Here is a 14065-nt window from a genome sequence, read left to right as displayed (position 1 = left end):
CACGGAGGGCCTCCTGACTTACTTCAGGTGTTGATCGAGACAATCCACACCTATGTCGGAGGCCCTCTCTTGTTGTCAAATCAACCCCGCGCTGTACTCAACCTCTGTGGTCAGTACACCTAGGGCGTGTTCGACCTCAGGGGCGCGCACCCGGATGTTTCGGGGCGCGCCCCTGGAACCTCAGTCTGTTCCGGCCGTTCAGGCCGGGTGCGAGACGCCCTCCTTCCCCGGCTTCCGCCCGGCCGTGCGGGCGAGCGCGAAGTGGACCGAACCGCCGAGCAGGGCGCCGAAGATCCATGCGAAGCCCGACCACTCCTCCAGGGCGGGCAGCCAGACGGAGACCACCGAGAAGACCGAGGCCAGGGAGAAGGCGACGAGGGCGCGGATGTTCCAGCCCTTGGTGTAGTAGTACTCGCCTCGGGGCGAGGCCGAGTAGAGGTCGTCCAGGTTCACCCGCTGCCGTCGGACCAGGTAGTAGTCGGCGACGATGATGCCGTACAGCGGCGCGAGCACGGCGCCGAGCGTGTCCACGAACGACGCGATGCCGATCCCGTCGATGAAGGCCACCCACAGGCCGCCGATGACGAAGCCGACCGCCGCGGTGATCAGTCCGCCGGTCCTGGCGCTGATCCGTGACGGCCACATGTTGGCCAGGCCGTAGGCGGGCGGGATGAAGTTCGCGACGAGGTTGATGCCGACCGTGGCGATGAAGAAGGTCAGCGCGGCGACCACGGTCAGCCAGATGTTGTCGACCCGCTCGACGATGTCCGCCGGGTTGGTCAGCGCCTCACCGTAGAGCACGGATGTTCCCGCCGTGATGACCAGGGTGAGGAAGGAGAACACGGCGAGGCTGACCGGCAGTCCCAGCAAGTTCCCGCGGCGCATCGACCGCTCGGACCGCACGAACCTGGAGAAGTCGCCGTAGTTGACGACGACGGCGGCGAAGTAGGCGACCATCGTTCCGACGACCGCGGAGAAGGCGGCCACGGACCCGCCCGGGTAGTCCCCGGCGCCGGAGAACACGGTGCCGAGTCCGGCGAACAGCTCACCGCCGGCCATGGTCCAGATGGCGATCATCAGGGCGATCATGACGGCGTAGACCGCAGGGCCGGCCCAGTTCAGGAACGTGCCGATCCAGCCGATGCCCATGCTGAACAGCGCCACTTGGAAGGCCGCGACGATCACGTAGGACGTCCAGCCCACCAGGGACAGGCCGAGGACCGTGGTCTCCGGCCCCGGTCCGAACAGCGCGGTGATGAGCAGGGCGACCGCCGTTGACGCGAAGTAGGTCTGCGCCCCGTACCAGAACATCGCGGTGATGCCCCGGATCAGGGTCGGGAACTGTGTGCCGTGGACACCCATGCTGGTCCGCGCCATGACCGCGTAAGGGATGCCGTACCGGACGCTCGGCTTGCCGACCAGGTTGCAGAGGAACATCACGATGAGCCCGGACAGGATGATCCCGCTGAACACCGCCCACCCGTTCAGCCCGTAGGAGATGAACAGCGTGGCGGCCAGGGTGTAGCCGAACAGGCTCTGGATGTCGTTCGTCCACACGTTGAAGATCTCGAACGCGCCCCAGGAGCGCTTGTTGCGGGGCAGCGGCGCGAGGTCGTCGTTGTACAGACCGGGGTCGGCGTTGCGGACGGTCAGGTCCGGTTCTTCGGCAGGGCCGGCGGTCGCGTTGTCCGTGGGACCGGTGGCGCTCGCGCCGCCGGGTGGCGTGTGTGTGCTCATGGTCTGCCTCGACGGGTCGTGGGAGGGAATCGGGAAACGGGGACGGAAGGGGCGGCGGGGGTCACAGGTCCGAGCGGGTGCTGTGGCTGGACAGCTGGTCGATGCCGGGGCGGGAGAACGCGCCGCTTCCGGAGTCGTGGACCCAGCTCCTGCCGACGCTGGTCGCGAGGTAGTCGTCGGAGTGCCCGCCGTCGAGCTCGGTCTGCGGGAAACGCCGCAGGATCCACGTGCGCATCAGCACGAGGTAGACGGCGAACGCGACGGGGAATCCGATGACGTAGGCGTAGTCCGGCTGCCAGAGGGCGATCCCGGAGGCGGAGAACCATGCGATCAGCGCGGCCGGGTTGAAGCCGCGGGCGTAGCGGTACTGGCCGTGCGGGTCGAACAGCGCGGGCACGTTCAACCTGCGTCGGCGCAGCACGTAGTAGTCGGCGATCATGATCCCGGCGATGGCCGCGATGAACCCTCCGTAGTAGGAGAGGAAGACGAAGAGGTTGTCCAGCAGCAGCCACGGCATGACCGCGGTGCCGACGATCCCGGCCAGGACCACCCCGGACCGGTAGGACAGGTACGGGGCGGCGGCGTTGACGAAGTTCAGCGCCGCGGGCACCACGTTGGCCGCCGTGTTCGTGGACCACTGGGCGAGGATGATCATCAGCAGCAGGACCACGAGCACGAAGCCGGTGCTCTCGCCCTGGATGACCTCGATCGGGTTCCAGTTCCCGGTGGTGACGAACGAAACGGCCCCGATGAAGGCGATCCACGCCTGCATGACGGGCAGTACGAAGAACTGGGCGACGAGGATGTTGCGGTTGCGGCGGAGGAACCGGCGCTCACCGGGCACCGTGGCCACGAACCGGGTGATGCTCGGGATGTCCACGGCCAGCGGAGCCCACACCACCATGTTGACCAGGAAGAACGCGACCAAGGTCAGGTCGCCTTGGGAGGAGAAGGTCCAGATGTTCGTGCCCTGGAGGTCGGCGATGCCTTCGAGGGTGAAGTACATCCAGACGGAGACGCCGAAGATGCAGGGCGCCGCGATCGTCGCCAGCCGTTCGACCGCCTTGATGCCGAGGGCGACGTTGGCGATCTGCGCCGCGAGGAACAGGGCGTACCAGAGAGGCCAGGAACTGAACCCGGTCCAGTACTCCACCAGCCCGTTGATGGCCAGGGCGCCCAAGTAGGTCTGGATGCCGAACCAGCAGGCGGCCACCACCCCGCGGGACACGGACGGCAGGTGGGTGCCGACGGTGCCGAAGGGGGCGCGCAGGTACACGGCGAACGAGAGGCCGTGTTCGGTACCGATATCGGCTGTCATGGTCATGATCACCGACAGCGCCATGGTCGCGGTGAGCACGATCAGCATCACCGCGGGCAGGGACAGGCCGCCCATGATCCCGTTGGCGCCGTACTGGAACGTCGCGATGACCACGGCCAGGCCGATCCAGATCCAGACGAAGCCCCACAGGGAGATGGGCCGCTGGTTGAGCGCGGTGGGCAGGATGGACTCTTCCAGCAGGGGGTTGGCGGATCCGCCGCCTGTACGGGGAGGTGTGGGCGTGTTCATGGAGGGCTCCGCTGTTGTCCGAAGGTGCGGGGGAGGGGGTCAGGCCAGCGGCGCGGCGGGCGTCGAGGTGCTATCCCGGACGCCGAACGCCTCGCTGAGCGGCCAGCGCGCCACGGCTTTGGGGCGCGGTAGGGCGTAGGTGCCGATCTTGCTGGTGGTGAGGTCCAGTCCGACGAGTGACTCGGCCAGCGCGACCGCCGCGGTCACACCGTCCACGACCGGGACGCCACAGGCCTCGCGCACGGCGGCGTCGATCCCGGCCATACCGCCGCAGCCGAGGACGACGACCTCCGCACCGTCCTCCTGGACGGCGCCGCGTGCCTGGTCGGCAACGGTGCGGACCGCGGTGCCGCTGTCGCGCTCCAGTTCCAGGACCCCGAGTCCGCTCGCGCGGATCGACGCGCAGCGGGAGTCCAGTCCGGCCAGGGCCAGGCGCGCCTCGATCTGCGGCACGGTGCGCTGGAGGCTGGTCACCACCGAGTAGCGGTGACCGAGGAGGCAGGCCAGGTGTGCGGCGGCCTCGGTGATGTCGACGACGGGGACGGAGCAGAGTTCCTGGAGGCCCTCCCTGCCGTGTTCGCCGAACCCGGCCTGGACCACGGCGTCGTAGTGCCGGTCGTAGGTGACGACCCGGTCCATGACGGCGACCGCGGCCAGGTGGCTCTCGAAGTTGCCCTCGACCGACTCGGGGCCGAATCGGGGGGTGAGCGCCTCGATCTCGGTGCCGGGCCGGGCGGCGGCGCGTGCCTGCTCGCCGAGCGCCTCGGTGATCGCCTCGGACGTGTTGACGTTGACCAGCAGGATGCGCATGGGTCCCTCCGAGTCGCTGTGGGGGCGGGGTGGCGCCCTTCACACTTTTGAAGCTATTACTTCAACTACTATCAAGCAATAGCTTCACGCGAAAGGAATCTATACTTAACACCACGATGGACGACTCGATGGACACCCCCGCGTCCCAGCACTTCGACGGCCCGCGCCTGGGCGAGCGCATCCGGGAACTGCGCAAGGAGCGCGGCCTCTCCCTGCGCCAGCTCGCCCAGAGCCTCGGGTTCAGCGCCAGCGCGCTCTCCCAGATCGAACGCGGCAAGATGCGCCCCTCGGTGACCCGCCTTTACCAGATCATGACCGAACTGGACGTGCCGATGGCCTCGGTCTTCGGCGAGGAGGGGGACAAGAGCGCCGAGCCCGACGCCTACAGCACCCCGTTCGGTGACTCGCCCGGACCGCACTGGGCGCCGACGGTCTCCGGAACGGCCCTCTCCGGAGACGTGTCCCTGAGCCGCAGGGACGGGGCCGCGACCCTGCAACTGGGCCAAGGGGTGCGCTACCGGCGCCTCACCCCAGAGAACGTCCCGGGCATGAACTACTTCGAGTCCGTCTACCCGCCCGGCTCCTACTCCAGCCAGGGCGCCGAGTTCGTCCGGCACGGCGGGCACGAGATCGGCAACGTCGTGAGCGGGGTCCTCACCGTCGACGTCGGGTTCGAGAGCTACCAGGTGCACGCCGGGGACTCGATCATGTACCCCTCGACCACGCCGCACCGCATCTCCAACCAGGGCACCGAGGACGCGGTCGCCATCTGGCTGAACCTCGCCTGAGCGGCGGCACCCAGCACGGCAGCCAGGGGCGGCCGAGGGCACCGGCCGGCCGCTCACGCGGTGGCTTCGGACGCCTCAGGCCCGGATCAGCCCAGGACACCCCGCCGGTAGGCCTCGGCGACCGCCGCAGCGCGGTCGCGGACCCCGAGCTTGTCGTAGATGTGCTGGAGGTGCGTTTTTATGCTCGCCTCGCTGATGAACAGGCGGGAGGCCGCCCTCCGGTTGGAAGCGCCCTCGGCGACCAGGGTCAGGACCTCCAGTTCACGGTCGCTCAACGACCGTCCGGTGGGCTTGCGCACCTGCCCCATGAGGAGCCTGACCGCGCTCGGGGCCAGGACGGACTCACCCCTGTGCACCGCTCGGACGGCCTCGGCCAGCTCCTCGGGCAGAGCGTCCTTGAGCAGGTAGCCGGTGGCCCCGGCCTCGACCGCGGGCAGCACGTCGTGTTCGCCGTCGAAGGTGGTCAGTACCAGCACACGCACGTGAGGCGCCTCGCCCGCCAGCGCGGAGATCGCCTCCAGCCCGGTCATCCGCGGCATGCGCAGGTCCATCAGCACCACGTCGACGGCCAGGCTCCGGACCAGTTCGAGCGCCTCGGCCCCGTCGCCGGCCTGCCCGACCACCTCGATACCGTCCTCGGCGGACAGCGCCCCGCGCAGGCCGTCGCGCACGACGGGGTGGTCGTCGGCGATCAGTACCCGGATCACGACTCCTCCCCGGGAACGGCCGGGACGGAGACGCTCACCGCAGTGCCCAAGTCCGCCTCGCTCTCGATCTCCATGGAGCCCCCGACCCCTCGGATGCGCTGGCGCATGCTGTTCAGACCGAACCCGCCCGGGCGCCCACCGGGCATCCCGCGGCCGTCATCGCGCACATCGAGCAGGACCACGTCGTCAAGGTACGACAGCGTCACACCCACCCGCGAGGCGTCAGCGTGTTTGGCGACGTTGGTGAGCGCCTCCTGCGCGACCCGGAACAGCGCCACCTCGATTGCCGGGCTCAGGGACACCGGTGCGCCGGTCACCTCGAGGGACGGGCGCACGCCCGTCTCCTCGCCACGGCTCCGAGCGAGTTCGGCCAAGGCCTCCGGAAGCTGGCTCTCCGCCAGTTGGCCCGGGCGCAGGGCCTGCACCGACCTGCGGGCCTCGGTGAGGCTCTCCTTGGCGAGGGAGAGAGCGCGGTCCACGTGCGGGCGCGCCGTCCCGGGCTCCTCCCAAGTGCGGCGGACGGCGTGGAGCTGGGTGACGATCCCCGTGAGCCCTTGGGCGAGGGTGTCGTGGATCTCCCGTGCCATGCGCTCCCGTTCGTCCTTCACCCCGGCCTCGCGAACCTGGGTGAGCAGCTGTGCGTGCAGCCCGGCGTTCTCCTCCAGCGCGGTCTCCAACCTGGCGACCATCACCTGCCGCTCCTCCCACTGCTGGGTGAGCTTCTGCCCGAGCATCATGCCGCCGCCGATCCCGAGGGTCTGCACGGCGACCACCCCGGAGTAGAGGAGCAGGTGCTGCAGGAAGGGCATGTCGCCGCCGGTGCCCGGAAACCCCATCGTGTTCGTGTTCAAGGCGATCGAGGTGGCCGCGAGCCCCACGAAGGTGAGGGGAGGCGGGAGCAGGATGGCGTGGAGGAACGGCGTGATCGCGAAGACGAGGAACACGGGGTCGTGTGCCATCAGCACCGCGCCGATGGCCACGAGCCCGGTGAAGTAGACGATGGCGGGTGCGGGGCGGTAGCGCTGTTCCGGGGTGCGGAGGGTGTGCCCGAACAGCACCCAGGCGGCGGCGAGCAGGGTCAGGCCGATGGTCACCGGGAGGTCGGCCCCGGCCCGCTCGGGGAGTGCGAGCGCCCCTGTGGCGCCAGCCGTGAGGAGGCACCACGGGAGGACCACCAGGAACCTCTCCCAGTACAGCTCGAAACGGTTCACCTCCGTGGGGACCGCCCGTGCCCGCTCGTCGCCCTGGCTCATCGGTCGTCTACTCCCATCGGAAGAACCTGGCGGCGATCGCGGCGGAGACCAGGCCGATGCCCATCATGACCGCCAGTTGGGTCAGGTGGGACGGACCCGCGGCCTCCGTGGTGCCCAGCCAGCTGTCCATCAGCAGTTGTACCCCGGGAGGGGTGACGTCGCCCAGCCTGACCAGGAACTCCGGCAGGAAGACCCGGGGCAGGAACAGGCCGCTGATCAACATGACCACGAAGTACAGGGCCATCGCCAGGGTGTTGGCCGCGCGTGCGGTGGGCGCCACCGCCGCGACCAGCATGCCCAGGGACACCATGCACACGGACCCGACCGTGAAGGCCGCCGTGAACAGCGCGGGTTCCTGGGGGAGCGGGATGCCGACCGCCAGCCACGCCACCAGTACCAGCAGCACGGAGGCGGCCACCATGACGGCGAACACCACGGTCAGCTGCGCGAAGAGGACGAGGCTGGGCCGTACGGGCGTGGTGGACATGCGGCGCAGGATCCCGGCCTCGCGGTAGGTCGCGACGACCGAGGGCAAGTGCATGAGCCCGAGGATGCCCAGCCCCAGGATGAGCGACGTCGGCGCCCAGGTGTCGATGAAGCGCAGGCCGCCGAACTCCTCGGCGGGCTCGCGCAGCACGGGGACGGCGGCCAGCCCCACCAGGAGCAGGGTGGGCAGCAGCACGCCGAAGATGATGGTGGTGGGCTCGCGTACCAGGAGGCGGGCTTCGGTGGCCACGAGGTTGCGCAGCGCGCCCAGGGTGACCGCGGTCGGTGTCCGTTCGGGACCGGCCGGGCCGGTGATGCCGACGTGGTTGGCCGGGCGGCCACGGTGGTCGGGCTCGGCGCGGTTGGTCGGATTGCGTTGATTATTGGGGTCCGCGGGTGTCATGGCCCGGTGCTCCTTCCGGTGAGGGCCACGAAGGCCTCGTCCAGGTTGGTGTGCTCCACGCGCAGGTCCTCGGCGACGACCTGCTCGCGTGCCAAGGTGGAGGTGACCGCGTGCAGCAGGTTTCCGCCGCCGCTGACCCGGACCCGGGGGCCGTCGCGGTGCACGGAACCGACTTCGGGAAGCGCTTCGAGGTGTGCCGAGTCCCAAGGTTCGGACACGCGGAACTCCACGCGCTGGCTGGGCCCGGCCCTTTCCACGATTCCGGCGGGGGTGTCCAGGGCGACGATCCGGCCGGTGTCGATGAGCGCGATCCGGTCGCACAGCCGCTCCGCCTCGTCCATGAAGTGCGTGACGAGGACGACCGTCACCCCGCTGTCGCGCACCCGTTCGACGAGTTCCCAGGTGTCGCGGCGGGCCTGCGGGTCCAGCCCGGTGGTCAGCTCGTCGAGTACGGCGACGAGCGGGCGGCCCACGAGGGCCAGGCCGATGGAGACCCGCTGCCGCTGGCCTCCGGACAGCTTCCCGTAGGGTGTTCGGCGCTTGTCGGCGATGCCCAGCGTTTCGACGAGCTCGTCCACGTCGGCGGGTGACCGGTGGAACGACGCGAACAGGCGCAAGGCCTCCTCGACCCGTATCCGCTCCGGGAGCCGGGACTCCTGGAGCTGCACTCCGACGACGCGCCGCACCTGTACGCGGTCCCGGACCGGGTCGTGACCGAGCACGGTGATCGATCCGCCGTCGGGGGTGCGCAGCCCTTCGACGCATTCGACGGTGGTGGTCTTCCCGGCCCCGTTGGGGCCCAGGATCCCGAAGATCTCCCCCTTCTCCACGGAGAAGCTCACGTCGTCGACCGCGACCTTCTCCCCGTACCGCTTGTGCAGTTCCCTGACCTCGATGATCGGCATGGTCCGAGCATGTCCCAAGGGAGCGCCCAGGCGGATCGCCCGCCCGGCCACGGGTGCGGTTGATCCGGGGGTCAACCGATCGGTGGATACGGAAGGGCGAGGTGAGGGCGTCCGGCACGGTGCGGGCCGCCGAGCTGTTGGTTCCTAGGGCGTGCCGCGGGTGGCGTGCGGGCTGGCCCGCCACTCGTCGGCGAGCATGGCGTAGTGCAGCTCGCTGCCCCAGTGGCCCTTGAAGATCTCAGCCTCCACGAAGTGCGCCTCCTTCCGCAGGCCCAGGCGTTCCATGAGCTGTGCGGAGGAGGTGTTGAGGGCGTCGCAGCGGCCGTAGATCCGGTGCAGGCCGAGCTGCTCGAAGCCCAGCCGGAGCATCTCCACGGCGGCCTCGGAGGCGTACCCCTTGCCCTGGTAACCCGGGTGGAAGACGAACCCGAACTCTCCCTGCCGGTGCTCCTTGTGCATCCATCCGAGCAGCACGTACCCGATCACCGTGCCCTCCAGGTCGACCGCGAGGAGCAGGACGTCGCCCTGATCGCGCATAGCCGTCTGCTTCCGGCGCTTGGCCAGCTCGGCGGCGTTCTCCTCCCGGGTGCGCGGCTCGTTGAAGAGGTAGCGCGCCACCTCGGGGAGTGACTCGAACTCCCACATGTCCGCCTCGTCGGCTTCGGTGAACGGGCGGAGTGAGAGGCGGGAGGTGACGATGGGCTCGCGGATCTCGATCAACAGCTGTCCCTGTCCGGTGCGGGGAGTCGTGCGGAGAATGCTGAGCGGGTGGGTGGCTCGGCATAGTCAGCCTTGCGCAGACTGACGTCCCGTTCAACCGGTTTCCGTGCGGACGCCGTCACACCCGTTAAGGCAGCTCACGGCCCCTGGCGCGGCCCGGCAGCAGGACGGTCTCCCAGTGGACGGCCAGGTGCCTGATGACCAGGTCCCTGCTGGGCGCCAGCGCTACCTCGCCGGGCGTCACCGCCCGAAACCCGCTCTGTGCAGGTCCCGCAGCAGTGCGGTCTCAGCGCCATGGTGTATGATCTCGCGGTTGACGTGCAGGACCAGCGTGGCCATCGGGTACGCGGCCCACTCGCCCTCAGCCTCCCCGACGGGGACCGCCAGGTCCGCCTCGTCGAGCGAGGAGATACCGTCGCGCCACAGGCGGAAGTTCCGTTCCAGACTCTCGAGGCACTCCGCCGCGCTGCCGGGTCATGTCGCGTTGGCGACGGTGAGTGAGCCGTCCCCGAAGTGTTGGTTGGCGCGGATACCGAGAGCCTGTACACCGATGTGGGCGAGCCGCCAAGCGATCGTCGTGACCGGGGCAGGCTCAGGGGTCGGCCACTCCCAGTCGATCATGTACGTTCCGCCCGGCTGGCGCCTGATGCTCCAACAGCCGACGACCGGCTCCCAGAAGTACTCGTCGTCGGTGAACCCCTCCAAGCGCGGCCACAGGCTCTCCTTCCAGTAGAAGTCCAGTTGGCCGAGTAGTTCGTCTTGCCAGTTCATCGGATGTTCGCGTCCTCTCCGGTCGGCTCCCGCAAAGCTCTTCCACGAACCTGAGGAGGGGTCGCCGACAAGACAGTGTCGGTGATCGGCGGCGATCTGTCACGAGCTCTGGAACGATGGGTCCATGCCAGAGGAGCCGACCGGTCAGCTGCACCAGATACTTCCCTTGGTGCAGCGCCACATAGCCCTGATCGATCAGCTCCGGGCGCGCGCCCCGCGGTTGAGCACTGCCCGCCTGCTCGCCGAGCGACTGGGTGTCACCACGCACACCATCGAACGGGACCTGACCCGCCTCCGGGAGGCGGGGGTACCCCTGCGCGTCCGTTCTGGTCCCGGCGGCGGTTACGCACTGGACTCCCGGGCGCAGCCGCCGCCCATCACGTTCAGCGCCGGTGAGGTCTCCGTGTTGGTCGCGGCGGTGGTCGCCGTGGGCCCGGAGACTTCTGTGACGGCGAGGGAAACACTGGACAAGCTGCTCGCCGTGTAGGGACCACGGCCTACCGGCCCCTGAGGGAAGAAGCCGGGTCCCAACCGCCGCTCAGGTGGCGCGGAGCACCTCGTGGGCCGCGCGTCCGGTCTCGGTGAGGCTCCCACCGCCGAACTCGCCGGGCATGCGGGTGACGTGCCCGGCGGTGCGGAGGCAGTCGGCCTCGTCCACCGGGGAACGGCCCCGGCAGCCCTCAGGGCTGTTGCAAAGTAGGTGAGGGGCGACATCGCTCCTGGTCACAGGAGAGCCTCAGCCCGAGCCAAGCCCTTTGAACACGACAACGGAGCCCTGGTAGAAGGTCAGGAACTTCCACACCCCTGGCCTCACAAGGACTCCGTTGCGCCCCCAATCTGTCATGTCCTCCTCCGCCCTGCCCGCGCCCGTCGATGAGGAGGCCGATCCCCGCGACCGGCGGGGCCGCCGCCACCGTCTGGGCTGCATCGTCCTGATCTGCCTGTGCGCGGTGCTGGCCGGAGCCCGCTCCCTGACCACGATCGGCCAGTGGGCGGCCAACGCGCCCCAGCACACCCTGACCCGACTGGGAGCCCGCACAGCCCCATCGGCGGCCACCATCCGACGGGTGCTGACCAGCCTGGACTCGCTGCCCTGACCCGTATGGCCACCACCGCCGACCTGGCGGTGCTCATCATCGACGGCAAGAGCGTGCGGGGATCGCGCACCCGCGGCCACCAGGCAGTGCACCTGCTGGCCGCGATGACCCCGGCCGGGCACGTGGCCGCCCAGATCCGTGTGGCGGACAAGACCAGCGAGATACCCGCACTCACCGACGCTCTCGCTGGCCTGGGCATCGAAGGCGGCGTGGTCTTGGCCGATGCGCTGCACACCCAGACCGACACGGCCAAGCATCTGGTCAGCGAACGCAAAGCCCACTACGTGCTGACGGTGAAACGAAACCAGCCGACCTTGTTCGCCCAGGTCAAGGTGCTTCCGTGGGCGCAAGCACCCGCCCTGTTCACCGAGACAGGGCGCAGACACGGACGGCACGAGAGGCGCACTGTCAAGGTGCTCACCGCACCGGGGACGGCGTTCCCCCACGTCCGCCAGGTGCTGCGGGTGCATCGGTGGGTGAAGGAGTTGACCACCGGCCGGGTGCGGCGCACCTACGCCTACGTCATCACGAGTCTGCCCGTCCAGCAGGCCGACGCCGCCCGGTTGGCGGGTCTGGTGCGGGGGCATTGGCGGATCGAGGCGTTGCATCATATGCGGGACGTGAGCTTCGGGGAGGACGCCTCCCGGGTACGGGCCGGGCACGGTCCCCAGAACATGGCGATGATGCGCAATCTGGCGATCCCGCTGCTGACGGAGCTGGGGATGACCAGTATCCCCGAGGCCGTGCGCTGGGTGTCCTACGAGTCCTTTACCCGCTCTCTCGATCTCCTCAAGATTCCCTGACCAGGGAGAACACAATCCTCATCCGACTTTGCAACAGCCCTGGGCAGCCCTGGCGGCAAAAGGGCAAAATACTATCTGACCCTAGTTCAAAGTCAATGCCAACAGAGTATTGCATCATGTCAAAATGAAAATAGACGGGTATCGACCCTGGAGTTAAGGTACTAGCCAAGACGTGTTCCTGGTCACACCGATTTGCACGAGATGTCCCGTAGAGCTTGTGAGGAACCCGCCATGAAGAGAGGCGCGTTCGTCCGTGGCATAGGTCTGACGGCGATGATGGGTGCCTAGGTCGGCTGCGCGGACGCTCATAGCGGTGAAACTGAGGGGTTCTCACCGAACACAGTTGATTTCATCCTTCCCACTGGTACCGAAGATAGCACGCATCTCATCGGCCGGGACTTTGCCGAAGCGCTCGAGGATCCGCTCGATACGCAGATCACACCGGAGAACCGACAAGAAGCCAATGGCGCGGTGGGGGTAAGGAAGCGCTCGCCCAAGCGCCCGACGGCCAGACGATCGTGACGCTGTTCCAAAGCCTGATGGCGATCACCCCTCTCGCGGAAGGGGACGAAGAACCCATCGAGTTCGCGGACCCACGATAGCTACGTGCCCTTGGACCGATCTTGATTGAGATGGCGTTGGCGCTCAAACTGAATCATGCACTTTGATATACACAATTTAGGCGAGAAAATTGCTGAATTGGACGCCCCTTTGACTCGCCTATATTGCAAGGAGACCAACATGAGTGGCCCCGACATTTCCCGACGGACGGCTCTTGGCGGCCTCGCTGCCACTACGATACTCATCGGCTCTTCCTCGTGTGGAAGTCAACGAGACGCAGACGCCGAAGCAGTGTACGACATATGGTTGCCGGGCCCCCAAGGGGATGATGGTGTTCCATTCGAGCGACAGTTCTATACCGACCTATTGGAGCCTTTCACTGAAGAGCACGGTATAAGCGTTCGGCTCACGTTCCTCCCCTGGGAGAGTTACGAAGAGAACTACTTGACCGCCATCGCCAGTGGCGATGGCCCGGACATTGGGTACATGTACGCCAGCATGATTGGTATGTACATCGATCACGGCAACGTTATACCGCTTGATGAACACCTGTCGGGAGAGACCCGCGACCGCATGCTCTATCTCGAAGAGGGGCAGTACGACGGCGTACAGTACTTGCTTCCTTACGCAGTCGGAAACGTTACCGTCATCTTCGCAAACATGGATATCCTCGAAGAGGTGGGTGCTACAGAGCTACCGTCCACCTGGGATGAGTTCATATCTGTCACCGAGCGCATTGCCCTCGAGACCGACAAATATGGTGTCGTCATGCCCTGGGGGGACACATCGATAGGGACCATGAATACTGCGTTCTACCCCTTCCTCTGGCAGGCCGGTGGTGACATTTTCACCGAAGACGGTTCGCGAACTGCATTCGACAGTCAGGCAGGCTTGGAAGCAGTACAGTTTTTGCAAGACCTTATTCGAACAGGGGGTATGCCTGAGGTAGTCAGTGGAATCAATAGCGATGAAGCGGTGGAAATCTTTATGGATGGAAGATGCGCCTTCTACCCAGTCGGGACCGCCTATTATAGAGATTTTGCAGAAAATCTTGACAATATTAGCTTCATCGACTCCCTTGAAAATAAAACCCGTAAAACGTTCATCGCTAATGATGGTCTTGTTGTCACCTCTGCCTGTCCGGACAAGGTGCTTGGCACCAGGCTCATTGAGTTCCTCACCCTAGGGGAAAACATGGAAAAATATCACGCAGAAGTCAGGGACTTCCCACCAATCGCCACAGATGAAGAAGCCGACCCTGAGGATCCGTTCGCAGACGTTTACGCTGACACTGACATACTACAAGGACTCCCGATTAATTCCACCGGCGACGCTACATACAACTCCCTTTACCAGAACCTTCAGCAGGTTATTATTGGGCAGAAGAGTCCTGCGCAAGCGCTAAGCGATGCAGCCCAAGAAAGCGATGCAGCTTTGACTGCGGGGGGTTGAATATG

The 14065-nt window shown here is 67.0% G+C and carries 15 protein-coding genes; 5 read left to right on the top strand and 10 right to left on the bottom strand.

All coding sequences use genetic code 11. The features are described 5' to 3' along the window. Positions 1 to 198: 198 nt before the first annotated feature. From ACYVD1_RS28075 to ACYVD1_RS28065, 3 genes are all read right to left on the bottom strand, one after another. Positions 199 to 1737: an NCS1 family nucleobase:cation symporter-1 gene (locus tag ACYVD1_RS28075; protein ID WP_460777511.1), complete on the bottom strand. Its 1539-nt coding sequence runs from the start codon at positions 1735 to 1737 to the stop codon at positions 199 to 201. A gap of 61 nt (positions 1738 to 1798) precedes the next feature. Further along, positions 1799 to 3304 (bottom strand): NCS1 family transporter, encoded by a 1506-nt coding sequence (locus ACYVD1_RS28070; RefSeq protein WP_460777510.1) that lies wholly within the window; start codon positions 3302 to 3304, stop codon positions 1799 to 1801. A 39-nt stretch (positions 3305 to 3343) separates the two neighbouring features. Continuing rightward, positions 3344 to 4114 carry an aspartate/glutamate racemase family protein gene (locus ACYVD1_RS28065; protein ID WP_460777509.1) on the bottom strand — a complete coding sequence of 257 codons (771 nt, stop codon included), beginning with the start codon at positions 4112 to 4114 and terminating at the stop codon, positions 3344 to 3346. 116 nt (positions 4115 to 4230) lie between these two features. Between ACYVD1_RS28065 and ACYVD1_RS28060 the strand changes: the two genes are divergently transcribed. Next, positions 4231 to 4902 carry a helix-turn-helix domain-containing protein gene (locus tag ACYVD1_RS28060; protein ID WP_460777508.1) on the top strand — a complete coding sequence of 224 codons (672 nt, stop codon included), beginning with the start codon at positions 4231 to 4233 and terminating at the stop codon, positions 4900 to 4902. A gap of 86 nt (positions 4903 to 4988) precedes the next feature. Here the strand turns inward: ACYVD1_RS28060 and ACYVD1_RS28055 are convergent, their stop codons facing one another. From ACYVD1_RS28055 to ACYVD1_RS28025, 7 genes are all read right to left on the bottom strand, one after another. Then, complete coding sequence (locus ACYVD1_RS28055; protein ID WP_460777507.1) at positions 4989 to 5609, bottom strand: response regulator transcription factor; 621 nt, start codon at positions 5607 to 5609, stop codon at positions 4989 to 4991. Then, on the bottom strand, positions 5606 to 6862 hold the full coding sequence (locus ACYVD1_RS28050; protein WP_460777506.1) for a sensor histidine kinase: 1257 nt from the start codon (positions 6860 to 6862) through the stop codon (positions 5606 to 5608). The genes ACYVD1_RS28055 and ACYVD1_RS28050 overlap by 4 nt, the downstream gene beginning before the upstream one ends. 7 nt (positions 6863 to 6869) lie before the next feature. Beyond that, entirely contained in the window at positions 6870 to 7751 is an 882-nt protein-coding gene (locus ACYVD1_RS28045; protein ID WP_460777505.1) for an ABC transporter permease, read from the bottom strand. Next, on the bottom strand, positions 7748 to 8656 hold the full coding sequence (locus ACYVD1_RS28040) for an ABC transporter ATP-binding protein (protein ID WP_460777504.1): 909 nt from the start codon (positions 8654 to 8656) through the stop codon (positions 7748 to 7750). Before ACYVD1_RS28040 ends, ACYVD1_RS28045 begins: the two co-directional genes overlap by 4 nt. Before the next feature lie 144 nt (positions 8657 to 8800). Continuing rightward, positions 8801 to 9376, bottom strand: a complete 576-nt coding sequence (locus ACYVD1_RS28035; RefSeq protein ID WP_460777503.1) for a GNAT family N-acetyltransferase — start codon at positions 9374 to 9376, stop codon at positions 8801 to 8803. Positions 9377 to 9616: 240 nt separating this feature from the next. Continuing rightward, positions 9617 to 9787 carry a hypothetical protein gene (locus ACYVD1_RS28030; protein WP_460777513.1) on the bottom strand — a complete coding sequence of 57 codons (171 nt, stop codon included), beginning with the start codon at positions 9785 to 9787 and terminating at the stop codon, positions 9617 to 9619. Between the two features lie 63 nt (positions 9788 to 9850). Continuing rightward, positions 9851 to 10147 (bottom strand): hypothetical protein, encoded by a 297-nt coding sequence (locus tag ACYVD1_RS28025; RefSeq protein WP_460777502.1) that lies wholly within the window; start codon positions 10145 to 10147, stop codon positions 9851 to 9853. 124 nt (positions 10148 to 10271) lie between these two features. On the opposite strand from ACYVD1_RS28025, the gene ACYVD1_RS28020 reads away from it, so the two are divergent. The 4 genes from ACYVD1_RS28020 (at position 10272) to ACYVD1_RS28005 (ending at position 14060) form a co-directional block, all read left to right on the top strand. Then, complete coding sequence (locus tag ACYVD1_RS28020) at positions 10272 to 10634, top strand: helix-turn-helix transcriptional regulator (protein WP_460777501.1); 363 nt, start codon at positions 10272 to 10274, stop codon at positions 10632 to 10634. A gap of 337 nt (positions 10635 to 10971) precedes the next feature. Further along, positions 10972 to 11244 carry a transposase family protein gene (locus tag ACYVD1_RS28015; RefSeq protein ID WP_460777500.1) on the top strand — a complete coding sequence of 91 codons (273 nt, stop codon included), beginning with the start codon at positions 10972 to 10974 and terminating at the stop codon, positions 11242 to 11244. A gap of 5 nt (positions 11245 to 11249) precedes the next feature. Beyond that, entirely contained in the window at positions 11250 to 12047 is a 798-nt protein-coding gene (locus tag ACYVD1_RS28010) for an ISAs1 family transposase (protein ID WP_460777499.1), read from the top strand. Positions 12048 to 12788: 741 nt separating this feature from the next. Continuing rightward, on the top strand, positions 12789 to 14060 hold the full coding sequence (locus tag ACYVD1_RS28005; RefSeq protein WP_460777498.1) for an ABC transporter substrate-binding protein: 1272 nt from the start codon (positions 12789 to 12791) through the stop codon (positions 14058 to 14060). The last annotated feature ends 5 nt before the right edge of the window (positions 14061 to 14065 follow it).

The sequence above is a fragment of the Nocardiopsis nanhaiensis genome (assembly GCF_054778635.1).
Note: the sequence above shows the minus strand (reverse complement) of the source record. Positions and strands in the feature narration are given on the sequence as shown.